This is a genomic window from Ruegeria sp. AB9, assembly GCF_056542585.1.
In genome coordinates, this window is the sequence record NZ_JBQGAA010000018.1 from 39,087 (window position 1) to 61,716 (window position 22,630).

The 22,630-nt window shown below is 56.8% G+C and carries 21 protein-coding genes and 1 pseudogene; 7 read left to right on the forward strand and 15 right to left on the reverse strand.

Annotation, left to right across the window (positions count from 1 at the left end):
• Window positions 1-3: 3 nt before the first annotated feature.
• On the reverse strand, window positions 4-2,322 hold the full coding sequence (xdhB, locus tag ACR0K5_RS22470) for a xanthine dehydrogenase molybdopterin binding subunit (RefSeq protein WP_480631773.1): 2,319 nt from the start codon (window positions 2,320-2,322) through the stop codon (window positions 4-6).
• A gap of 15 nt (window positions 2,323-2,337) precedes the next feature.
• Entirely contained in the window at window positions 2,338-3,801 is a 1,464-nt protein-coding gene (gene xdhA / locus ACR0K5_RS22475; RefSeq protein WP_480631774.1) for a xanthine dehydrogenase small subunit, read from the reverse strand.
• Window positions 3,802-3,956: 155 nt separating this feature from the next.
• Here xdhA and ACR0K5_RS22480 point away from each other — a divergent pair, with 155 nt between their 5' ends.
• The gene (locus tag ACR0K5_RS22480) at window positions 3,957-4,859 is read left to right on the forward strand and encodes a LysR family transcriptional regulator (RefSeq protein ID WP_480631775.1); all 903 of its coding nucleotides are present in this window, start codon (window positions 3,957-3,959) and stop codon (window positions 4,857-4,859) included.
• Between the two features lie 67 nt (window positions 4,860-4,926).
• Here ACR0K5_RS22480 and ACR0K5_RS22485 read toward each other — a convergent pair whose 3' ends face one another.
• Entirely contained in the window at window positions 4,927-6,159 is a 1,233-nt protein-coding gene (locus ACR0K5_RS22485) for a urate hydroxylase PuuD (RefSeq protein WP_480631776.1), read from the reverse strand.
• Between the two features lie 101 nt (window positions 6,160-6,260).
• Here ACR0K5_RS22485 and ACR0K5_RS22490 point away from each other — a divergent pair, with 101 nt between their 5' ends.
• Entirely contained in the window at window positions 6,261-7,181 is a 921-nt protein-coding gene (locus ACR0K5_RS22490) for a LysR family transcriptional regulator (RefSeq protein WP_480631777.1), read from the forward strand.
• 5 nt (window positions 7,182-7,186) lie between these two features.
• Here the strand turns inward: ACR0K5_RS22490 and uraH are convergent, their stop codons facing one another.
• The gene (gene uraH, locus ACR0K5_RS22495) at window positions 7,187-7,540 is read right to left on the reverse strand and encodes a hydroxyisourate hydrolase (protein WP_480631778.1); all 354 of its coding nucleotides are present in this window, start codon (window positions 7,538-7,540) and stop codon (window positions 7,187-7,189) included.
• A gap of 146 nt (window positions 7,541-7,686) precedes the next feature.
• On the opposite strand from uraH, the gene puuE reads away from it, so the two are divergent.
• Genes puuE through ACR0K5_RS22510 form a run of 3 tightly spaced genes read left to right on the forward strand, consistent with a single transcriptional unit; the run spans window position 7,687 to window position 11,060 of the window.
• Window positions 7,687-9,099 (forward strand): allantoinase PuuE, encoded by a 1,413-nt coding sequence (gene puuE, locus ACR0K5_RS22500; RefSeq protein ID WP_480631779.1) that lies wholly within the window; start codon window positions 7,687-7,689, stop codon window positions 9,097-9,099.
• On the forward strand, window positions 9,096-9,581 hold the full coding sequence (locus ACR0K5_RS22505; protein ID WP_480631780.1) for an ureidoglycolate lyase: 486 nt from the start codon (window positions 9,096-9,098) through the stop codon (window positions 9,579-9,581). Before puuE ends, ACR0K5_RS22505 begins: the two co-directional genes overlap by 4 nt.
• Window positions 9,582-9,635: 54 nt before the next feature.
• Window positions 9,636-11,060, forward strand: a complete 1,425-nt coding sequence (locus tag ACR0K5_RS22510; protein WP_480631781.1) for a uracil-xanthine permease family protein — start codon at window positions 9,636-9,638, stop codon at window positions 11,058-11,060.
• A 104-nt stretch (window positions 11,061-11,164) separates the two neighbouring features.
• Here the strand turns inward: ACR0K5_RS22510 and ACR0K5_RS22515 are convergent.
• The 6 genes and pseudogenes from ACR0K5_RS22515 to bhcA form a co-directional block, all read right to left on the reverse strand.
• A pseudogene (locus tag ACR0K5_RS22515) lies at window positions 11,165-11,460 on the reverse strand (phosphate acyltransferase); the annotation flags it as partial.
• Between the two features lie 124 nt (window positions 11,461-11,584).
• Window positions 11,585-11,731, reverse strand: a complete 147-nt coding sequence (locus tag ACR0K5_RS22520; RefSeq protein WP_480631782.1) for a hypothetical protein — start codon at window positions 11,729-11,731, stop codon at window positions 11,585-11,587.
• On the reverse strand, window positions 11,731-12,696 hold the full coding sequence (gene bhcD, locus ACR0K5_RS22525) for an iminosuccinate reductase BhcD (protein ID WP_480631783.1): 966 nt from the start codon (window positions 12,694-12,696) through the stop codon (window positions 11,731-11,733). Before bhcD ends, ACR0K5_RS22520 begins: the two co-directional genes overlap by 1 nt.
• 116 nt (window positions 12,697-12,812) lie before the next feature.
• On the reverse strand, window positions 12,813-13,976 hold the full coding sequence (gene bhcC, locus ACR0K5_RS22530) for a 3-hydroxy-D-aspartate aldolase BhcC (RefSeq protein ID WP_480631784.1): 1,164 nt from the start codon (window positions 13,974-13,976) through the stop codon (window positions 12,813-12,815).
• 42 nt (window positions 13,977-14,018) lie between these two features.
• On the reverse strand, window positions 14,019-14,987 hold the full coding sequence (bhcB, locus tag ACR0K5_RS22535) for a beta-hydroxyaspartate dehydratase BhcB (protein ID WP_480631803.1): 969 nt from the start codon (window positions 14,985-14,987) through the stop codon (window positions 14,019-14,021).
• The gene (gene bhcA / locus ACR0K5_RS22540) at window positions 14,987-16,177 is read right to left on the reverse strand and encodes an L-aspartate--glyoxylate aminotransferase BhcA (RefSeq protein WP_480631785.1); all 1,191 of its coding nucleotides are present in this window, start codon (window positions 16,175-16,177) and stop codon (window positions 14,987-14,989) included. The genes bhcB and bhcA overlap by 1 nt, the downstream gene beginning before the upstream one ends.
• A 169-nt stretch (window positions 16,178-16,346) precedes the next feature.
• On the opposite strand from bhcA, the gene bhcR reads away from it, so the two are divergent.
• Window positions 16,347-17,195, forward strand: a complete 849-nt coding sequence (bhcR, locus tag ACR0K5_RS22545; protein ID WP_480631786.1) for an HTH-type transcriptional regulator BhcR — start codon at window positions 16,347-16,349, stop codon at window positions 17,193-17,195.
• On the opposite strand, the gene ACR0K5_RS22550 is transcribed toward bhcR, so the two are convergent.
• Entirely contained in the window at window positions 17,176-18,045 is an 870-nt protein-coding gene (locus ACR0K5_RS22550; protein ID WP_480631787.1) for a bifunctional allantoicase/(S)-ureidoglycine aminohydrolase, read from the reverse strand. The two genes, bhcR and ACR0K5_RS22550, sit on opposite strands and share 20 nt — an antisense overlap.
• Before the next feature lie 35 nt (window positions 18,046-18,080).
• On the opposite strand from ACR0K5_RS22550, the gene ACR0K5_RS22555 reads away from it, so the two are divergent.
• Window positions 18,081-18,374, forward strand: coding sequence for a hypothetical protein (locus ACR0K5_RS22555; protein ID WP_480631788.1), 294 nt, complete (start codon window positions 18,081-18,083; stop codon window positions 18,372-18,374).
• Window positions 18,375-18,390: 16 nt separating this feature from the next.
• On the opposite strand, the gene ACR0K5_RS22560 is transcribed toward ACR0K5_RS22555, so the two are convergent.
• From ACR0K5_RS22560 to ACR0K5_RS22575, 4 genes are read right to left on the reverse strand one after another with little or no spacing between them, the layout of a single operon-like run.
• Window positions 18,391-19,173: a dimethylarginine dimethylaminohydrolase family protein gene (locus ACR0K5_RS22560; RefSeq protein ID WP_480631789.1), complete on the reverse strand. Its 783-nt coding sequence runs from the start codon at window positions 19,171-19,173 to the stop codon at window positions 18,391-18,393.
• A 3-nt stretch (window positions 19,174-19,176) separates the two neighbouring features.
• Entirely contained in the window at window positions 19,177-20,781 is a 1,605-nt protein-coding gene (locus ACR0K5_RS22565) for a 5-guanidino-2-oxopentanoate decarboxylase (RefSeq protein WP_480631790.1), read from the reverse strand.
• Complete coding sequence (locus ACR0K5_RS22570) at window positions 20,778-21,962, reverse strand: pyridoxal phosphate-dependent aminotransferase (RefSeq protein WP_480631791.1); 1,185 nt, start codon at window positions 21,960-21,962, stop codon at window positions 20,778-20,780. The genes ACR0K5_RS22565 and ACR0K5_RS22570 overlap by 4 nt, the downstream gene beginning before the upstream one ends.
• Window positions 21,959-22,615 carry a TetR/AcrR family transcriptional regulator gene (locus tag ACR0K5_RS22575; protein WP_480631792.1) on the reverse strand — a complete coding sequence of 219 codons (657 nt, stop codon included), beginning with the start codon at window positions 22,613-22,615 and terminating at the stop codon, window positions 21,959-21,961. Before ACR0K5_RS22575 ends, ACR0K5_RS22570 begins: the two co-directional genes overlap by 4 nt.
• Window positions 22,616-22,630 lie beyond the last annotated feature (15 nt).

The window sequence follows — 22,630 nt, forward strand, 5'->3', positions numbered from 1 at the left end:
AGCTCAGGGGCCCTCCTGCAAACGTGTAACGGCCATCAACACACGTTCGGGGGTGGCCGGAGCGTCAAGGCGCGGGCATTCCCGGTAATCGGCGACGGAAGCCACGGCCATTGACAGGGCCTCGAACACCGAAATGCCCAACATGAAAGGTGGCTCACCAACAGCCTTGGAGCGTTTGATGGTCAACTCGCGGTTTTCCGACCAATCAGCAAGGTTCACATTGAAGATGCGTGGACGATCCGATGCGAGCGGGATCTTGTATGTCGACGGGGCATGGGTACGCAGGCGGCCAGCGTCATCCCACCAAAGCTCTTCGGTAGTCAGCCACCCCATACCCTGAATAAACGCGCCTTCGACCTGGCCCTTGTCGAGCACCGGGTTCAGCGAGCGGCCAACGTCGTGCAAAAGATCTGTACGCTCCACCCGATATTCACCCGTCAAGGTGTCAATCGTCACTTCTGAGCACGATGCGCCATAGGAGTAGTAGTAGAACGGTCGACCTTGACCCTTGGCTCGGTCCCAGTGGATTTTCGGGGTTTTGTAGAACCCGGCAGCCGAGAGTTGTACCCGAGCGAGGTAGGCTTGTTTGATGAAAGCATCGAACGCCAGAACTTCCTCGCCGATGTAAACTTGATTGGCATGGAAGGCCACTTCCTCAGGGGCCACATTCCAATTCTCGGCTGCGAATTTCACCAGGCGTTCTTTGATCTGTTCGACTGCGTTCAACGCAGCCATTCCGTTCAAATCGGTCCCGCTGGATGCAGCAGTTGCTGAGGTGTTGGGAACTTTCTCGGTGGTTGTCTTAGTAATCTTGATCCGGCTGAAATCGACCTGAAACGCCTCGGCCACAACCTGCGCAACCTTGGTGTTGAGGCCTTGCCCCATTTCGGTGCCGCCGTGGTTCAGGTGGATCGACCCGTCATTGTAGACATGCACCAGCGCGCCAGCCTGATTATACCAGGTCGCGGTAAAGGAAATACCGAACTTGACGGGCGTAAGGGCGATGCCTTTTTTCAGGATCGGTGAAGTCTTGTTGAATTCGATGATGTCCTGTCGGCGCTGGCGGTATTCCGAGGTCTCTTCCAGCTCTCCGACCAACCGGTCGAGAATGCTGTCTTCGACCTCTTGGTGGTACGGGGTAATGTTGCGGTCTTCTGTGCCATAGAAATTCACCTTGCGCACGTCCAGCGGGTCTTGGCCCGTGGCATAGGCAATCTCTTCGATCATTCGCTCTGCCGCGATCACGCCCTGCGGCCCGCCAAACCCACGGAACGCGGTATTCGACACCGTGTTGGTTTTCATCGGATGGCTGTTCAGGCGCACATTTGGATAGAAGTATGCGTTGTCCGCGTGGAAAAGTGCTCGGTCCGTTACAGGTCCGGACAGGTCCGCCGAAAATCCGCAGCGGGCGGCAAAGCTGCCTTCGACAGCCTGAATGCGGCCGTCGTCATCAAAGGCAACGTCATAGTCGATCACGAAGTCATGGCGTTTACCCGTTGCCGTCATGTCCTGATCCCGGTCAGGGCGGATTTTCACGGCGCGGTTCCACTTTTTGGCCGCCATGGCAGCAACAGCGCAGAACAGGTTCATCTGGCTTTCCTTGCCGCCAAATCCACCACCCATACGTCGTACATTGACCACAACGGCGTTGGACGGCACCCCAAGAACATGCGCCACCATATGCTGCGCCTCAGACGGGTGCTGGGTCGAGCAATGCACGATCACATCATCGTCTTCGCCCGGAATGGCAAAGGCGATGTGACCTTCGAGGTACATGTGATCCTGACCGCCAACACTCATCCGGCCTTTGACCCGGTTGGGGGCCGTGGCCTGTGCCGGTGCGACATCGCCGCGCTCCAGCTTGAGCGGCGCTGTGACATGCGGGTATCCTGCCTCCTGCGCAGCAATCGGGTCCAGCGCATGGGGCAGGGTTTCATAGTCGATCTTTGCCAGTTCGGCGGCCCGGCGAGCAATGTCGCGGGTTTCGGCAATCACCGCAAACAACGGCTGGCCATGGAACTGAATGGCGTCGGTCGGGAAAACCGGTTCGTCATTCAAATGCGTCGGGCTGATGTCATTGGCCCCAGGCACGTCGTCCGCGGTAAGGATGCCGACGACACCGGGTGTGGCCAGAACGTCGGTGAAATCGATGCCCAATAACTTGGCGTGTGTCACGTCAGAGACGCCGAGATAAGCGTGCAGCGTTCCTTCGGGCTGGGCGATGTCGTCAGTGTAGTCAGCCCGCCCGGTGACATGCTTGATAGCACTGTCATGCTTTACGTTGGTGTGGGCCGATCCAATGATGGAAACGTTATCTTTCATTCTTTCGTCTCCTGATTACGCGCAAGCCAGTTGGACGGGGGTGTCGGTTTGGGTGTCGTTTTCAAGGAAAAACCGACGCAGCAGGTTTTGAGCGCACAGCATTCGATAATCAGAGGATGCACGCCAATCGGTGAGAGGCGCGAAGTCCTGCGCCAGTGCCACTGCAGCGGCTTCAAAGCTCTTGCGCGACCAGAGTTGACCATTCAGCGCCGCCTCGGCAGCCGCAGCACGCTTGGGCGTAGCGGCCATACCACCGAATGCAATGCGCACATTACTGATTGTGCCATCTGTGATCGTCATATGGATGCCGGCAGCCACGGACGAGATGTCTTCGTCACGACGTTTGGAAATCTTATAAGCCGCGTCCAGATCGTTGGGCCCGGGCAGGGGCACTTGGATGCTTGCGACAAACTCATCAGGTTGGCGGTCCTGCTTGCCATAGTCGATGAAAAAATCAGCCAGAGGCAGCGTACGAGAGTCAGAACCGCGCCGCAGGGTGATCTCGGCACCAAGCGCGATGAGAACCGGCGGCGTGTCCCCAATTGGGGAGCCGTTGGCGATATTCCCGCCGACAGTCCCCATATTCCGCACCTGCCACCCTGCGATGCGATCCCAGTAGGAGGACAGGTGTGGCAAGTGCTTGGACAGGAGTTCCTGGCAATCGGTGTAGCTGGCGCCAGCACCGATCAGGAGGAGTGAACCCTGTCTTTCGACGGTTTTCAGGTCTTCGAGATGACCGGTGAAGATGGCAGGCCCGATGTTGCGCAGGAATTTGGTGACCCAAAGGCCCACATCTGTCGCACCGGCAACGATTGTCGCTTTGGGGTAGGTCTGCAGACATTCGGCAAGGTCATCCACACTGGACGGGATAATGCCCAGATTGTCTTCAGGCCCGGACACAACGCGACGCCCATCCTTTAACGCTGCCAGACGTGTGGTCATAGCCTCTCGTTCGGTATTCAGATGATCAGACGCCGGCGTGCCGTAGCGGCTGACAGCGACTGCGGCACGAATGATCGGCTCATATCCTGTGCAACGACACAGGTTGCCCTGCAGTGCAGTTTCGACCTGCGTCTCAGATGGCTCAGGCGTTTTCATCCACAGCGCATAAAGTGCCATGACGAAGCCCGGCGTGCAGAATCCGCACTGGCTGCCGTGATGATCGATCATGGCCTGCTGAACCGGATGCAGACGACCGTCCGGGCCGGACAGATGTTCAACTGTTACGACATGACAGCCATCGACAGAGGCCAGAAACCGGATACAGGCATTCACCGGAACGTAGGTCAGACCAGTGTCGCCAAGACGTCCGACAAGTACGGTGCACGCGCCGCAGTCCCCCTCGGCGCAGCCTTCTTTAGTGCCTGTCAGCCGACGTTCCAACCGCAGGAAATCCAGAAGCGTCTGGTTCGCGGATACGTTTGGAACGGACACATCCTTGCCATTGAGGACAAATTGGATGTCGGTGCGATGCGTCATGGTATTCTCCCTCTACACCTGCCGTCCGGTGGGTGGTTATTGAAACCATAAAAGCAAAGATTGAGTCGGAAAATCGTCGCAAACGGCAAATACTTTCAACAGAACGTTGAAAAAAACGTAAGTTTGGCGCAGGCTTGCCCTGTTGGGAGGACCGAATGTCTTACATCGAAAGTTTGCGGGTCTTTGTCAGGGTGATGGAACTGGGCAGCATCACGTCCGGCGGGCGTGACTTGCGATTGACGCCGGCCGTGGCCAGCAAACGTTTGAAAGAGCTGGAAAACCACTTGGGCGTGCGACTGTTTAACAGAACAACCCGATCGATGACGCCGACCGAAGTGGGGACGGTTTTTTACGATGAAGCCAAGGCTGTTCTGCAGGCACTCGATCATGCCGAGGCGCGTGTCGCTAGCTTTTCAGATGCCCCCCGAGGCGCGATACGCATCACCGCTCCGCTGGGTGTTGGGCGCAGAATCGTCGCACCTTTGGTTCCGGATTTCTCGGATCGCTACCCGGAGACGGAGGTTCGTATGCGATTGTCTGACCGCAAGGTAGACATTCTGGCCGACGGTTTGGACATAGCTTTTTTCATTGGGGATCTGGATGACTCCACGATGAAGCTGCGGAAGTTCGCGGACTGTGATCGCGTTCTATGCGCTTCGCCAGAGTACTTATCGCAATTTGGAGTGCCCAAGACACCTGATGACTTGTTGCATACGCCCCATAACTGCCTGTTACTGCGCTACCCCAGATCACCGGAATACTTCTGGACGCTCCGTACAGACATGGGCCCGCGAAAGCTTGAAGTTCGGGGCAAGTATGATGCGGATGACGGTGACGTACTGACCGACTGGGCCTTGGCGGGTAGGGGGATCGTTAACAAGCCGCGTTTCGATGTGCGCGAGTTTCTTGAAGATGGTCGCCTGGTCGAAGTCTTGCCTAACACGCCCCCGTTACCAACAATTTTCGGATGTCTCTATCCGCACAAAAAACTTCAGGACCCAAAGGTGCGCCTGTTCGTCGAACATATTGCGCAACACAGTAAACGATTTTTTGAATAGCACTCAGAGTTTGGTGAAACTGGGCGGATCTACCAAGTTTAACCGCCCTTGTTTCATAGATAGCTATCTACTGATCCCGGACTTCCCGCACCCACGCGATTATTGTTTGGCGTGCTTCGCTATCCATCTGAACCGCAGATGGCGGCGGCATCGCGTGGCTGATCCCGGCCTGCAGATAGATCTGGTCAGCCTGCCGGGCAACATCACCGGGTGTTTCAAGGTAAACTTTCTTGGGGGCCCATTTCATGGTGCCATACACTGGCTCGCGGGCATGGCACATGGAACAATTGCCCAGCACTGTGTCATAGGCTTCCTCGAATCCGGCAGCTGACGCATATTTCTGCTCATAAGGCGTCAGCTCGCGCGCTTCGGCTTCTTCCCAGGTTTCGCCGGATCTTACCGAAGAAAGCCACGCGATCACGATCATAAGCAGCACTGTTACAGCCCAGGTCCAGTGCGGGCCTTTTCCGGTGGCGTGCATCGTGTTGAAGTAGTGACGGATAGTGACGCCGGTCAGGAAGATCAGGCTGGCGATGACCCACGAATATTCGGTGCCGAAAGCCAGCGGATAGTGGTTCGACAGCATCAGGAACACGACCGGCAATGTCAGATAGTTGTTGTGCGTGGAACGTACCTTGGCGATTTTACCATACTTGGCATCAGGCGTGCGGCCGGCCTTTAGGTCTTCGACCACGATCCGCTGGTTTGGCATGATCTGGAAGAACACGTTGGCCGTCATGATCGTCGCGGTGAAGGCACCAAGATGCAATAGCGCGGCCCGACCGGTGAAGATCTGGTTATAGCCCCAGGACATGATCACAAGGATCACAAACAGCAGCAGCATCAGAACGGTCGGATGATCGCTCAGTTTTGATTTGCACATCTGATCGTAAAGCAGCCAGCCAATTGTCAGCGATCCGCCAGAGATCAATATTCCCTGCCACAGCGCCAAATCCACCTTTGTAGGATCAAGCAGAAACAATTCGCCGCCAACCCAGTAAATGATCATGAGCAACGCCGCACCCGACAGCCATGTCGTATAGCTCTGCCATTTGTGCCAGGTCAGGTGCTCGGGCATGCGTGCAGGCGCCACCAGATATTTGACGGTGTGATAGAACCCGCCACCATGTACCTCCCATTCTTCGCCGTAGGCTCCATCCGGCAGGGCAGGGTTCGGCTTAAGCATGAGGTCAAGCGCGATAAAGTAGAATGATGCCCCAATCCACGCCATCGCAGTGATCACATGCAGCCAGCGGACGGAAAAGGCGATCCACTCCCACATAACGGCCAGGTCATACATGGCATTGCTCCTAAGCTTCTTTAGTTCAGGGTACTCTATGCGAGACTGTTTTGTTCTGGTATTGCTGGTAAAGACCAAGCAGTATCAAAAAACACAAAATAATGTCCTATCTTGATAACATCAGAACCTTTGTCCGGGTTTACGAGCTGGGCAGTATGTCTGCCGCTGGTCGTGATCTGCGGGTTTCACCTGCTGTGACGTCGGCGCGAATTGCACAATTGGAAGAGCACCTTGGCGTGCGATTGTTCCAGCGCACGACACGCAGCCTGACGCCCACTGAGCAAGGGAAATCTTTCTATCGGGGAGCGGCAGAAATCCTTGAAGCGGTAGAAAGCGCCGAAGCTCAGATTGTCAACATAACAGAGAACCTGAAAGGGTCACTCTACGTCGCCGCGCCATTGGGCGTCGGCCGGCGTTTGATAGCACCGCAGGTGCCCAATTTCCTCGCTGAGTACCCTGAGGTGAGTGTCAGGTTGCGGTTGACTGACCGAAATGTGGATCTGACGACCGAAGGTCTGGATCTGGCCTTTTTTCTTGGTCAGCCTGAAGACAGCAATCTGCGTATTCGTAAGATCGCTGACGTTGAAAGAGTTCTCTGTGCTTCTCCGAAGTACATCAAGAAACGTGGGATGCCTGAAAGTGGCGACGACATTATCTCAGATGAGCATGAGTGCCTCAATTTGCGCTTTCCAGGTGCGATGGAATTTCAATGGCTTTTAAGAACCGATACGGGGCCCAAACGGTTCCGTGTGTCCGGACGCTACGAGTCAGATGACGGCGACGTCTTGACGGACTGGGCACTTGCCGGTCATGGCATTGCGTTGAAACCAATATTTGAGGTGGCTCAGCACCTTAAAGCCGGAAATCTGGTGCCGGTGGCAGAAAGAACGCCGCCGGAACCGATTCAGATGGCATGTCTGTTTACACACCGCCGTATGCAGGACCCGAAAACGCGTCTTTTCATGGAGTTCATAATAGAGCGCATTGGATCGTCGATTGCGGCGGCAAATACGTTTCAGTAGGTCGTTCAGCTCCCGCGATAGGTTGAATAACCGAATGGCGAAAGAAGGAGTGGAACATGGTAATGCGAATGCTCAGACATGCCAAAACGGATCGGGATCACGTTCAGAAAACGTGGGTCCTCGGGCGGGGTGCCAGAAGCATCGAGGTATTCCCCGGCGTAGAAGATCAGCTCGTATTCGCCCGTTGAAAACTCGGCCTCGGGCAGTATCTGTTCGTCGGTTCTGCCATCGTCATTGGTGACCAGAGTTTTCAGCAATGTGCGATCTGGGCCTTCGATCCGAAATAGTTCCACTTTCAATCCTTGGGCGGGGCGCCCCCGTGCCGTATCCAGGACATGTGTTGTAAGGTAACCGGTCATTTGCGTTACTCCTCAGGTTATACAGTTACTAATCTGTTTTCTTCCCAAGGGGCAAAGGCAGTCTGTCGGAAGCAGCTTTTCGCATTTTTTGAAAAACATCTTTGATTATCTGAGGTATTGATCAATTCAAGTAGAAGGAAACTGATGTGAAGCCTTATCCACGAGATATGACCGGCTATGGTGCGCAAGTGCCGAAAGCCAATTGGCCCAATGATGCCAGGATCGCGGTTCAGATAGTACTGAACTACGAAGAAGGCGGTGAAAACAACGTTCTGCACGGTGATGCGGCATCCGAGGCGTTTCTGTCCGAGATCACCGGCGCGGCCCCGTGGCCCGGTCAACGGCACTGGAACATGGAGTCGATCTACGAATATGGCAGCCGCGCGGGATTCTGGCGTGTGCATCACCTTCTACAAGATCTGCCTGTCACCGTTTATGGCGTTGCAACCGCTTTGGCCCGTGCGCCTGCACAGGTTGCGGCGATGAAGCATGCCGGATGGGAGATCGCCAGCCACGGTTTGAAATGGATTGAACACAAGGACATGGACGCAGAAGAAGAGCGCGCCCAGATTCGTGAGGCAATCCGGCTGCACACTGAGGTCACAGGTCAGCCCCCGCGCGGTTGGTACACGGGTCGCTGTTCGATGAATACGGTCGATCTGGCCGCTGGCGAAGGCGACTTCGCCTATATCGCCGACAGCTATGCCGACGATTTGCCTTATTGGACCAAGGCTGGTGGCAAGGATCAGTTGATCATGCCCTACACACTGGATTGCAACGATATGCGCTTTGCGATCCAGGCTGGGTACACCAATGGGGAGCAGTTCGAAAGCTATCTGAAGGACAGCTTTGACATGCTCTATGCCGAGGGTGAGGCTGGCGCGCCAAAAATGCTTTCGATTGGGTTGCATTGCCGGTTGATAGGCCGCCCGGGTCGCGCCATAGCGTTGAAACGTGCGCTTGACTACTTCAAGAAACAAGACGGCGTCTGGTTTGCCACACGGGAACAGATTGCTGATCACTGGGCAAAAGAGCACCCACCGGAGCGACGCCTGACGCCCTCGGAAATGGATCAGTCAGCCTTTGTCGCTGAATTCGGCGGTGTGTTTGAACACAGCCCGTGGATTGCCGAAGGTGCTTATGATCTGGAACTGGGACCAACACATGATAATGCGGCCGGTGTTCATAACGCGCTGGCGCGGGTGTTCCGTTCTGCCACGGCCGAGCAGCGCCTTGGTGTTCTGACGGCCCACCCGGATTTGGCGGGCAAGCTGGCCGCTGCTGGTCGCCTGACAAAAGAAAGCACTGCTGAACAAGCGGGCGCGGGTCTGGATATGCTGACCGATGAAGAGCGTGCAAACTTCACAGCGTTGAACGAAGCTTACACATCCAAATTCGGCTTTCCCTTCATCATTGCAGTTAAGGACAACACCAAAGCCAGTATTCTGGAAGCCTTTCAAAACCGCATCGGCTGCGACCGCGACATCGAATTTGCCGAAGCCTGTCGTCAGGTCGAGCGAATTGCCGAACTGCGGCTGATTGAGAAGTTCGCGGGATGACGGCTGACCTGAAACTCCGGCCTCTGACGTCAGAGGCCTTTGCGCCATTCGGTGATGTCATTGAAGTGGCCGGCCAAGTGGACAAGCTCATCAATCAGGGTAAGTGCGCGCGGTATCATGACCGCGCTGTGCTGGACTTCCATGACGGGCGCGCGGGGATCAGCGTGTTTCAGTCAGAAGCCTTCAGCCTGCCGATCAGGTTGGAGATGGTTGAACGCCACCCGGATGGCAGCCAGGCGTTTCTGCCGCTGTCGGACAAACCCTTTGTTGTGGTTGTGGCCCCGGATGAAAACGGCACGCCGGGACAGCCCATCGCATTCAAAACAATGCCCGGGCAGGGCGTGAATTATCACCGCAACACCTGGCATGGCGTGCTGACCCCACTTCATGCGCCCGGACTTTTTGCGGTGGTCGACCGAATTGGTGCCGGGCCCAACCTTGAAGAGCATTGGTTCAAGGAGGCTTTCGCAATCACGGAATGAGGTAAGTGGCCGGAAGAGGAGCCGGCTTGCGAACCTCGAGGGAGGAAAGACTAAATGTCAGATGCATCCATCGGAACGCCGGAACAGCTCCGCGATCCGAATTACACGCCGCCACTGGTAAAGGCGGTGCCACTGGGAATTCAGCATGTGCTGGCGATGTTCGTGTCCAACGTCACGCCAGCCATTATCGTTTGTGGCGCGGCCGGGTTTGGGTTCGGCTCAAACAGCCCCGATTTTCCGCAGATGATCTACATGATCCAGATGTCGATGTTCTTTGCGGGCGTCGCCACATTGTTTCAGTCCATTGGTATGGGCCCTGTGGGTGCCCGGCTGCCCATCGTGCAGGGGACTTCGTTTGCTTTCATCCCGATCATGATCCCGCTGGTGGTTGGAAAGGGCGTCGACGCAATTGCAGTTCTGATGGGCGGTATCGTCGTTGGTGGATTGTTCCACGCATTCCTCGGGTTGTTCATTGGACGTATTCGCTTTGCGCTTCCGCCTTTGGTTACTGGTCTTGTGGTAACCATGATCGGTTTGGCGCTGGTTAAGGTCGGCGTTCAATATGCTGCCGGTGGTGTACCTGCCATAGGTACCGAGGAATATGGCTCTGGCCTGAACTGGTTCATGGCCGGAATCGTGATCATTGTGACACTTGGGCTGAAATTCTTTGCGCGGGGCATGCTGTCGGTGTCGGCTGTTCTGATCGGCCTTCTTGTCGGTTACGCTGTGGCTTTTGCTCTTGGTCAGGTAAACTTGGGCAATGTTGGTCGAGCAGCCTCGTTCGCACTTCCGAACCCGTTGCATTTCGGCATTGAGTTCTCTGTCGCAGCTATCATTGGGTTCTGTGCGATGTCCTTTGTATCGGCGGTTGAAACCGTTGGGGACGTATCCGGTATCACCAAAGGGGGTGCGGGGCGTGAAGCAACCGACAAGGAAATTCAGGGGGCAACCTATGCCGATGGCATCGGGACCGCGATCTCGGGTCTTTTTGGGGCATTGCCGAACACATCGTTCAGTCAGAACGTTGGTTTGATTGCCATGACCGGGGTCATGAGCCGAATGGTCGTGACCATCGGCGCGCTTTTCCTGATCGTGTGTGGCCTTGTTCCGAAAATTGGTGCGATTATCTCATCGATCCCGATCGAGGTTCTTGGCGGGGGTGTCATCGTGATGTTCGGGATGGTGGTTGCAGCGGGTGTCTCGATGCTGTCGGATGTGAACTGGAACCGTCGCAATATGGTAATCTTTGCAATTTCCCTGAGCCTTGGTTTGGGATTGCAGCTGGAGCCTGGGGCGCTGCAGTATCTTCCAGGCACTCTGAAGGTTCTGGCCACATCGGGTATCCTTCCCGCCGCACTCATCGCTATTATCCTGAACCTGGTTCTTCCCGAAGAACTTTCTGACGAAGCGACAGAAGAAGTTTCTGGCGGTATGGCGGGTCACGGTCTTGGCTCCATTGGACATGACGATCACGTCTGATAGATTTGGAGCAAAGCGCTGAATTCCAGAGAAAAATGAAAAGCGGCGTGCCGGTGCGCGCCGCTTTTTTTGGGGTTCTCATTCGAGAAAGCCAGGCGATATCCTTAACCGCAAGTCGACACGCCCGATCCAGCCAGTGTTGCGATGTTGTGCAATCCGCGTGGCGTCACGCCCCGGGGTAACAATATAGGCGCGATTGCCCATGCCCATCAGGATCGGGCCAACTTCAAGACCCTCTGGCTGTGCTTTTCAAAAGGTTGCGGGCAGCGCCAGCCGCATCCGTGTTGGCATAGATCAGAACGTTTGCGCGACCGGTCAGACTATTTCCCGGCAAGAGCCCTTCGCGCAGCTCAGAATCGAGAGCGGCACTCGTATGCATTTCGCTTTCGTATTCGAAATCACGGGGTTCGTTACGGGTCTGAACACATGCGTAACTTGCCCATCGCGAAGGGCCATTGCAAAACGCTCGAGCAATGTCATTGCACCTGCCATGAAGGTTGGAAGCGACAGGGCGGTTTGCAACTTCAGATGTTCATCAGACAGGAAGTCGAACGATAGGTGCAACCTTCCAGCGTTGACTGGTCGATATCGCTTTCATCGGTCGCCTTGAGAGGCACGTTGGGAAGACGTTGGCTGACAAGTCGTCGAGGAACGTTGCCACCATTTGTCATCAGAAATCGACCTCGATAGCGACGCCTTTCTGAACGGCAAGGTCGACCACGGATGCTGCCACCGCAAGATCCTGAAGGCCAACTCCGGTGCCATCGAACAGCGTGATCTGATCGTCCGATATTCGGCCCGGGTTTGCACCGTTGATGACCGCGCCAAGCTGTGCCACATCACTTTCTTTGATCAGGCCCTGTGCGACGGCATGCTGTGCTTCGCCGATAGTGATGGATTGTGCGACTTCGTCCGTAAAGACCTTTGCCTTGACCAGCAGAGCGGCTTCCACCTCTTGCTTGCCTTTGGTGTCTGTCCCCATGCAGGCGACATGCGTTCCGGGGCTGACATGGTTCGCCATCAGCGATGGCGCAAATGCCGAGGTGATCGAGATGATGACATCCGCCTCTGTCAAGCCATCTAGTTCGACCGCTTCAAATGGAATACCGGCTTCGTTGGCGACTTTCTCGATGTTCGGCAGCATCTCGGGGTGGTAATTCCAGCCGATAACCTTCTCAAATTCCCGCTGCTCCAAAGCCGCGCGCAGTTGAAAGGCCGCCTGATGACCAGCGCCGATCATGCCGATGACCTTGGCATCGGCACGAGCGAGGTGTTTGATCGACACGGAAGACGCCGCCGCCGTACGCAGGGCCGTCAGAAGATTGCCGCCCACCATTGCCGATGGCTTGCCGGTGTCGGGGTCGAAAAGGAACACGGTAGACTGGTGATTGATCAGCCCGCGTTTATCCAGATTGTTCGGCCAATAACCACCCGCCTTCAGGCCAAGTGTGAGGCCAGCGCGGTCGAACCCACCTTTGAAACCGTAGAGCGCATCTTCATGGCCAATGGCTTCGCGCACGACAGGAAAGTTGTAGGCGTCGCCCGACGCCATGGCAGCAAAGACCTGTTCGACGGCGTCAAAGGCAGCTTGTCGGGTTATAAGGTCAGCGATTTCGCGTTCGGGTACGATCAGCATGTTGTTCTCCACTCAGAATTCGTGCGCCCGCGTGCACTTCCCGAAGGGAGGGAAGGCACACAGGCGACTATCAGGCTACATTCGAGCCAGATTTTCCTGCCTTGATTTCTCTCAGCTCAATAAGCGCGGCCGCGCGCGGACACCGGCCAGACGGTTTCGACTTTGCCATTGCGAACGCCAACATACCAATCGTGTACGTTTGCGGTCGGGTCGCAGTGCCCCGGCACCAGCTTGAGCTTGTCGTTGACCTTGAGAACCCCGCTGGGGTCCATGACGACGCCATGTTCGTCCGAACATTTAATGTACTCGACATCGTCGCGGCCAAAGACAACCGGTAGGCCGCTGTCGACCGATTGCGCCTTGAGGCCCGCATCGACGATAGCCTTGTCCGCCTTGGCATGGCTCATGACACTGGTCAGGATGAAGAAAGCGTTTTCCCATTCGCCCTGATCGATCCTGTTGCCGTCCTTGTCCAGAATGCGGCCATAATCGGCGTCCATGAACGCATACGACCCGCACTGCAGTTCGTTGTATACGCCCGAGTTGGATTCAAAGTAGTAGGAACCGGTGCCGCCACCCGAGACCAGCTCGCATTCGATGCCTTCGGCTTTGAGGCCCTCAACGGCGTCTTTCACCATCGCAATCGCGGTGTCGAGCTTCTCCTTACGCGCCTCGTAGCTGTCGAGGTGCTGCATCGCGCCCTGATAGGCCTGAATGCCGGTGAATTTCAGGTTATCGGCGGCTTCTACTGCCTTGGCGATCTCGATCACCGCCGGAGTCGTTGTCACACCACATCGTCCGGCACCGCAGTCGATTTCGATGAAGACCTCCAGTTGAGTTCCGTGATCGACGGCGGCGCCCGAAAGATCCGCGACGTTGTCCAGATCGTCAACACAAACGATGATGCGGCTGCCCAGCTTCGGCAGGCTGGCAAGACGGTCGATCTTGGCAGGGTCACGTACCTGGTTCGACACCAGAACGTCCTTGATGCCGCCGCGAACGAATACTTCAGCCTCGGATACTTTCTGACAGCAGACACCGACAGCACCGCCGAGTTTTTCCTGCAGCTTGGCCACGTCCACCGACTTGTGCATCTTTCCATGCACGCGGTGACGCATGCCATGCGCCTTGGCGTAGTCGCCCATCTTCTTGATGTTTCGCTCAAGCGCGTCGAGGTCCAGAACAAGACTAGGGGTCTGGATATCTGCTTCATCCATTCCGGGCTTGGCCGGAATGTCATAGCCTACTTCGAATTGGTCGAGATTGGTCATATCTTTCATTTCCGTCTTCCTATGTCGGGATTGATGTTTGTTGGGTTGCGGTCAGGCATTCAGCCAGGGCAGCTTATCCAGATCGACATTGCCCCCGGTGATGATCAGGCCGACCCGCTTGCCTTTGAAAGCGCCCGGGTTCTTCAGGATCGTGGCCAGCGGAACGGCCGAAGATGGTTCCATCACGATCCGCAGGTGTTTCCACGTCAGCTTCATCGCATCGATGATTTCCTGTTCCGAGGCCGTGTAGATTTCGGAGACATGGTTCGACACGAAGTGCCATGTGAGGTCCTTCAGCGGAACCAGCAGCCCGTCGGCGATCGTCTTTGGAGCATCGTCGGCGATGATGTGGCCGGCCTTGAAACTGCGATAGGCATCGTCGGCCTGCTCAGGTTCTGCAGCGATGATTGCGGTTTCCGGTGCCATATTGGACAGAGTCAGGCAGGTGCCGGACACCATGCCACCGCCACCGATTGGGGCAACAACAGCATCCAGACCATCGGTCTGTTCGATGAACTCGCGCGAGCAGGTGCCTTGCCCGGCGATTACCCGGGGATCGTTGTAAGGATGGACAAAGTCCCCACCCGTGGCGGCCTGAACCTCGGCAAAGGCCGCTTCGCGGGACGAGGTGGAGGGCTCACATTCAGTGATCTTACCGCCATAACGCCGAACCGTGTCTTTCTTTGCCTGCGGTGCTGTACGCGGCATGACCACGTTACACGGGATGCCCCGTTTCATAGCAGCGTAGGACAGACAGGAGGCATGGTTTCCCGAGGAATGCGTCGCAACGCCTTTCTGCGCCTGCTCGTCATCAAGCCCGAAAACCGCGTTGGTGGCACCGCGCACCTTGAACGCGCCCGGTTCCTGAAAGTTCTCACATTTGAAGAACAGCTGCGCCCCGGTCAACTCGTTCAGGTAGTCCGAGGTTCGAACAGGCGTGCGGCGGATAAAGGGCTCGATCCGATTGTGGGCTTCGAGCATGTCCTCATAGGTCGGGATGTACATATGACAATCCTTCATCATGCAGCGTCCTTCTGAACTGCCGCTGGATGACCGCGATAGTAGTCCTGTGCCGCAGCTACACCCGATCCGAGTTGGATGTTCAGGCCCAGGTCGGCCATGCACATTTCAGCGGTTGCGATCCCGGACAGAGCCATAACATCCGTCAGGCTGCCAAGGTGTCCGATCCGGAACACTTTGCCAGCGACTTCACCAAGGCCGACACCGAAAGCAACGCCGTATTTGTCGGCGGCATGGGTAACGATATCGGTCGCGTTGAAACCGTTGGGCGTGCGGATCGCGCTTACAGTGTCAGAATACACTGACGGGTTGGCTGCGCAAAGCTCCAGCCCCCAAGCACCTACAGCGGCGCGAACACCTTCGGCAATGCGATGATGCCGGGCAAAGACGTTTTCCAGCCCCTCGTTCAGCAGCATATCACAGGCCTGGTTGAGGCCATTCATCAAGCCAACTGCGGGTGTATAGGGATAGGCGTTGTTGGCATAGCCCTTCGCCATGTCGTGCACATCAAAGAACGTACGGGGCAGAGTGCCTGTCTTGGTTGCCTCCATCGCCTTCTGGCTGAAACCGACGATGGCCAGACCAGCGGTCAGCATGAACCCCTTTTGCGAACCTGTAACGGCAACGTCCACGCCCCATTCGTCAAAACGGAAATCCATGGACGCGATCGACGAAACGCCGTCAACAAACAGGAGCGCCGGGTGTTGGGCCGCATCCAGTGCTTTGCGCACGGCAGCAATATCCGACTTAACGCCAGTCGCCGTTTCGTTATGCGTGGCAAGAACAACCTTGATTTCGTGGTTTGTGTCGGCGGTCAGTATCTCCTCGTATCGGTTGGCTGGCAGCCCTTCGCCCCAAGGGGTTTCGACAATCTCGACATTCAGACCGTGCCGCTGGCACATGTCGATCCACCGGTGGCTGAACATGCCATTACGGGCAGCCAATACCTTGTCACCGGCAGATAGAGTGTTGGTCAACGCGGTTTCCCAACCGCCGGTCCCGGTCGAAGGAAAGATGAAAACCTCGGCGCTGTCGCTTTTCAGAATTTTCTGTACACCCGCGCGCGCAGGATGCAGGATCTGCCCGAACAGCGGCGAACGGTGGTCGATCGTGGGCATGTCGCAAGCCTTGCGCAGGCTTTCAGGGATATTGGTCGGGCCCGGGATGAAAACGGGATTTTGAAAGCTCATGGGTGGTCTCCTTCCGTCGTTGACCACACAATAATTTCCAGCCGCTCTGCCCGATATATTTTTGAAAAAGGCTTTCAAAACACATAGGTTTGGATTTAATTTATAGTTGTCAGCAGGTTATATTTTTCATATGATGAATTAGTCTTTCACGAATGATCAAAGGGTTTTTATGGATTCTCAAGAAAATACTTCCGAAGTCCGCCGAAAAGCCCGTGGAAGACCGCGGGGATGGGACGACAAGACCGCACAAAACACGATCAAATCACTCGACCGCGCGATGGAAGTTTTCGAGTATTTGAGCGAGGCGCAGGGCAAAACGTTAACCGCGTTGTCCGATGAAATGGGCCAGTCACCGGCCACGGTTTACCGTATACTCGTGACACTTGAGGGCAGGGGGCTCGTCGAATTCGATCACGATGAGCAAGTCTGGCACATCGGTCCGCGCGCGTTCGTCATTGGCTCACGCTTCCTGCGCCGCACCAGCCTCGTGGACCGGGCCAGACCAGTAATGCGAAAACTCATGGAAGCCACAGGTGAAACCGCGAATTTGGGGGTCGAGAAAGAAGGTTCTGTACTGTTCCTGAGCCAGGTGGAAACCCACGCCAGCATCCGCGCGTTCTTTCCACCCGGCACGCTGTCGCCAATGCATGCATCGGGAATTGGAAAAGCGCTGTTGGCTTTTATGGACGAGGAAAGGTTGAACCGGCTGTTGGCCAACGTAGAGCTTCAGGCATTTACAGGTAGGTCGATTACCAATCCGACAACGTTGAAAGAAGACCTTGCAGCGGTCAGGGCGCAGGGCTTCTCAGTCGACAATGAAGAAAAGAACGCTGGTATGAGATGTATTGCGGCGCCGGTCTTCGATATCAATCGGGAGGCGGTTGCAGGAATTTCAGTGTCCGGACCGACCAGCCGGGTCAGCGAAGCTGAAATTGAAAGGCTAAGCCGCCCCGTCATTGAGGCGGCTCATCAGTTGACGCTGGCCATCGGTGGAGAAGTTACTCCGCCGCTGTCCTGAGGCGGCGGTGCTGCAGGTGGGCGGCAGGACCTGGTCGCAGCGCCATATGCCGGTTTACATCCTTATAAAGCAAGTAACGGAACTTGCCTGGACCACCCGCATAACAAGCCTGGGGGCAAAACGCCCGTAGCCACATGTAATCACCGGCTTCGACTTCTACCCAGTCATTGTTCAGCCGGTAGACCGCCTTTCCCTCCAGAACATAGAGACCGTGCTCCATGACATGGGTTTCAAGGAAAGGGATGACTGCGCCGGGCTCAAACGTCACCACTGTGACATGCATGTCGTGGCGCAAATCGCCTGGGTCGACGAATCGTGTTGTGGCCCACTTTCCATCCGTCCCGGGCATAGGTGTTGGCGCGATCTCATTTTCGTTGAGGATAAGTATGTCAGGTCTATCAAGGCCTTCAACAGCCTCATAAGCCTTTCGAATCCAATGGAAACACAAAGTTTCGTCCCCTTGGTTTCGCAGAGTCCAATCGCATTCCGGGGGCAGGTAGGCATAGCCTCCCGGTGTCAGTTCATAGGTTGTGCCTTCGGCAATTAACGTGGCGGCGCCTTCCACCACAAACAATACGCCTTCGGCTTCGGGATCGGTCTCGGGCCGGTCAGAGCCGCCGCCGGGCTGAACTTCCATGATGTATTGCGAGAAGGTTTCGGCAAAACCGCTTAGTGGTCGTGAGATCACCCACAGGCGTGTGTCGTCCCAAAACGGCAGATAACTGGTCACAATATCCCGCATAGTGCCTTTCGGGATCACGGCATAAGCGTCAGTAAAAACAGCGCGGTCGGTCAACAATTGTTCCTGACCGGGATGTCCACCCATCGGTGCAAAATACTTGGTGCTCATGTGTGCTCCTGAAGAAATAACATGTTTCCCGAAATATGCGCCGGGTGAACGGTGTGGACCACCCGCAAAAATGCGACAGCACTATTCAGGAAGATTTGAAAAATCCCCATCATCCTAAACCTTTGGGGATCACAATATTCAATTTCGATCCTTCCCTGCACAGGCTTCACGGCAATATGCACCGTCGTGCCCAAGCGGTCTTTTGTCGTGGTACCCCCATTTTTCGGTTGGCCGGAATCCGCACATCGCTGGAGGAGATACTGCTGTCCAGATCGGCCTTTCTCCCGGCTGTTTTGCGCAGCTTTTGGTATTTGGTCTGCCTGTTTTGAAGCTTGGATTTTGCATTCAAAACCGCAGGGAAAGACAGGACATGCCGCCATCCAGTTTGGCGCAGTCCGTATTGTCGATCTCGACAACTTCATATCCCTCGCGGTCCAGCATGTCGGCGGTCCGGGGGAAGCCCGCTGCCATCAGCACCAGAGTGTTAAAGCGGATCGCGTTGGCGGCGGCCTCCTCTCCGTCTGCCACATGCAGCACCCGGTAGCCTTTGAAACACCCTGACGCATCCAGCCGTTTTGTCGACAGGATCGTTTCCGCATCCATCAGTGAGCAATCGGTTTTGAAGTGCAGAACGCCTTCGGGCGTAAAGACTTCGCGCAGGCTGTGCCCCCAATCAGATGCGATCCTTGCTAACTCCGCAACGCCCTCGGCATCGGTGCGATCAGACCGGCCCACCAGAATTTCGCGCCCGGTCACCAATATGTCGCCGCCCTCGATGTGGCCGGGGCCTTCAATCTCGCGGACGGTGTCATAACAAGCATGCAACGTCGGAGCCATTTCCGCGACTTCACCCAGGCGTGACGGCGCACCCGGTCGCATCAGCACCGCGCCTTGCGGCAGGCACAGCGCGGTGTCCTCGACAAACTGCGCATCGGGGAACGCGTCAAGTGGATCAAGCTCGATTACCTCCGCCCCGGTGCTTTTCAATGCGGTCACATAGGCCTTGTGCGCCGCGGTCATCCCGTCGAAGTCCGGGTTTCCGATATCTTCGGCCCGCAGCCCGTCCGCAATGGTCGGGGCAGGGCGGCGAGTGATGGCGCGCGAAAATTCATAAGTCAGGTCAGGCATAGCTTACTCTTTCCGGGGTTTGAATTTCGGAGCCACCACTTCGATCATGGTTGGCCCGGTGGTAGCAGCAGTATCGCGCAGAGCCTGCGCGACGGCATACGGTTCGCATGGAACCGATGTGAACGGGATGTCAAATGACGTGGCGGTTGCGGCAAAATTGGGGGGCGAGGGGTCGCATCCGATTACGGTCACCCCCACATCCTGCATGGCGGTCGCAATCTCGCGATATCCGTGGTTATTCCAGATTACAAAGGTGACGGGCAGGTTTTCGTCGACGGCGGCCATGATCTCGGGCAATGAAAACTGCGCACCACCATCGCCGGTGATGCAGATCACGCGTGCCGACGGATCGGCGATTGCCGCCCCCACGGCTGCCGGTATTCCATAGCCCAGTGCTCCATATCCGGTAGAGGCATTGAACCAGCCTCCGGCCCGGTCATGATCATAGTAGAGATTGCCGGCATAAATCGGTTGCGTGGAATCTCCGATCAGCATCGCGTCAGGTACCGCAGCACGCATCGCCGAAAGGACATCCACCAGATGGCGATAGTCTGGGCCGATCTCTTCCCACGCGCCTGCACGCGCCTGCTCTGCCCGTGCGGCGCCGTTACCCAGTTCTCGCTCTTTGGTTATCAGCTTCAGCAATGCGGGCGCGATCACCCCAACGTCCCCATGAATGGCAATCTCGGCCTCATGCCGCGCCAGCTGCGCGCTGCACCGATCCACACGGATCAGGCCGGTCAGTTCCGCAGCCTTACCAGTTGCATACATGTCATAGTCGGTTGGTCCCAGTTCGGTTCCCAAAGCCAGCACACAATCGGCGTCTTCGATCAGGGCGCGCACGGCGTTTAGACTGGGGCTTGCGGGAACAGTCAGGGGATGCCCGTGCATCAGGCCCCGCGCGTTGGTGGTTTGCACGACCGGCGCGTCCAGGGCTTCTGCCAGAGCGCGCAATCCAACCTCACTCCGTTTCGCGCCCCCGCCTGCCAGAATCACAACCCTCTGAGCTCTCATCAGACGTTTCGCGGCTTGTGCTATCAATGCCCGATCTGCCCGATGCGCTGGATCAGGTAAGGAACCTCGTGTTCCGACATAGCCCGCTGCGGCGACGTTCAGCGGAACCTCAATGTGAACCGGACCGGGGCGACCTGTTGAGAGTTGATGAAAGACACGATCCATGCCCGGGTCCAGATCATCCGCATTGGTTATTTGTTCGGACAACAGTGCAACCGTTCTGGCCAGCCCCTGCTGGTCCGGCAACTCGTGCAAATGCCCCATGCCTTTGCCAAGCGTCGGGGTTGCATTGACCCCTGACACAACCAGCATCGGAACCGAATCCGCCCGCGCCTGCGCCATCGGCGTCAGCGTGTTGGTCAGACCCGGACCCGTAATCACAAAGGCCACACCCGGTTTGCCCGACACTCGCGCATACCCATCGGCCATGAACCCCGCGCCCTGCTCGTGCCTGGGCGTCACATGCCGAATGCCCGAGGCTGCAAGTCCGCGATATAGCTCAACTGTGTGTACGCCCGGAATTCCGAAAACGCAGGTCACATCCCTTTGCCGAAGTTCTGCGACCAGAGCTTCGCCCAATGTCAATCTGGTCATGCAACCTCGCGCGGCGTTTTGTTGGCGTGATCGACAAGGCGGGTAACGGCCGTGGAAAACTCAGCGTCACTGATCGTCAACGCCACACGCACCCAATCCGTCAGGCCCTCCCCGAAGGCAGCGCCCGGCATCACAGCCACCCCGGATTGCAGCAGGTCCCAGGCATAAGCCTCACCCTCCAGCCCGGTGGCCGTGACATTGATAAGTGCGAACATCCCCGCCTCGGGCCGATGTACTGTCAGTTCAGTCTCGGCCTGCAACCGGTCCGCCAGCATCTTGGCGCGGCTTGCGAAACGCGCGGCCATGCCGGGGGCCACCTCGGAGCCATCGCGGATCGCCTGCTCGGTCATGTCCGCGATGAAGGGTTGGTTGCCGAACAACATAGTCTCGGAATAGGGCAGCAGCGCCTCGCAAAACGCCGCCGGTCCCACGCACCAGCCGCTGCGAAAGCCAGGTGCGGCATGTGATTTCGAAATCGACGACACCCCGATGACCCGATCCGCCAGCTTGGGGTCGGACAGGGGAGAGACAAAATCGCCCCCCTCAAAGACTAACTCTTCATAGACCTCGTCCGAAATGATCCATAGATCATGTTCGATGGCCAGTTGTCCGATCGCGGCAAGTTCCGAGGCAGTCAGGATCGCTCCGGTCGGGTTATGGGGCGTTGTCAGCAAAATGGCGCGGCTGCGCGGCGAGATCCGCGCGGCGACTTCTTCGGCCTGCATCCGAAATCCGTGCTCGGGCCGCAGCGGTACCGGCACCATCTCCGCGCCCGATGCACGCACGACACCTTCATAGGTCGCGTACATCGGATCACCGACCAGAACTTCGTCACCGGCCTCTGCAACCCCAGCCATGGCTGCGAACAGTGCGGTTTGCGTCCCGGGAAAGCACAGAAAATTCTCCGGCCCGAAAGCTCGTCCGCGAGAAGCTGAGTAGCGAGCAGCAAGCGCGTCAAGCAGACCTGCTTCGCCGCGTCCATTGGAATACCCCGTCCGCTGCATCCGTAACGAGTTCACGGTGGTTTCAATCAACGCGTCTGGCACTGGCACGTCCGGTTCTCCAATCGTCATTTCGACGATGTCCGCCCCGGCCTTGATAAGTTCGCGCGCTTTCAGGTGCACGCCCCACTTGGCGCCGCCCAAGCCCGCTAACCGTTCTGTCACAGATGTGGTCTTCATGACTGTTCCACCTCTTTAGTCAATGGAATCCCGACGATGGCGCTGACGGAATCCAACCCGATCTGCGCCAGTTGGCCTTCGGAAAAAGCATCCGGAAGCGCACCCCCTTCCAGCCAAAGGCCATCGATCACTGCGTTGCAGGCAATGGCCAGCTGCCTTGCTTCCGACGCTGCCACTGAACGCCCGGTTTCCTGCAATGCGGTGACGATCAGCGTCTCGAGGTGATCCCGGAAATAGTTGTAAGTTTGCTGGTGTATGCGCTGCATCGTCGGATCATGCTGCACCTTGTTCAGGAAGCCCGCCCACAAGGCCACGGCGCTTGGATCAACGATTGGTGGTCGCAGCGACGCATCAACAAAGTTGGTCAACTGAGAAACCGCGCTTCCCTGTCCTGACGAAGCAGCTGTCTGATCTGTCAGCGTATTCATGTGATGTTCATACGCGGCCTGAACCAGTTCATCCTTGGATGAGAAATAGTGCCGGATCAACCCTTGGGTCACGTTCGCGCGGGCAGCGATCTCTCGCACCGTGGCACCCCGAACGCCCATCTCGGCGATCAGGTCCAAAGTTGCCAGTATCAGCGCCTCGCGCCGAAACTCAGCAGACTCACGTGTAAATTTGCGACTGTCGTCCTGCACGTTCGGGTCATCCATGGCATGGGATTATTA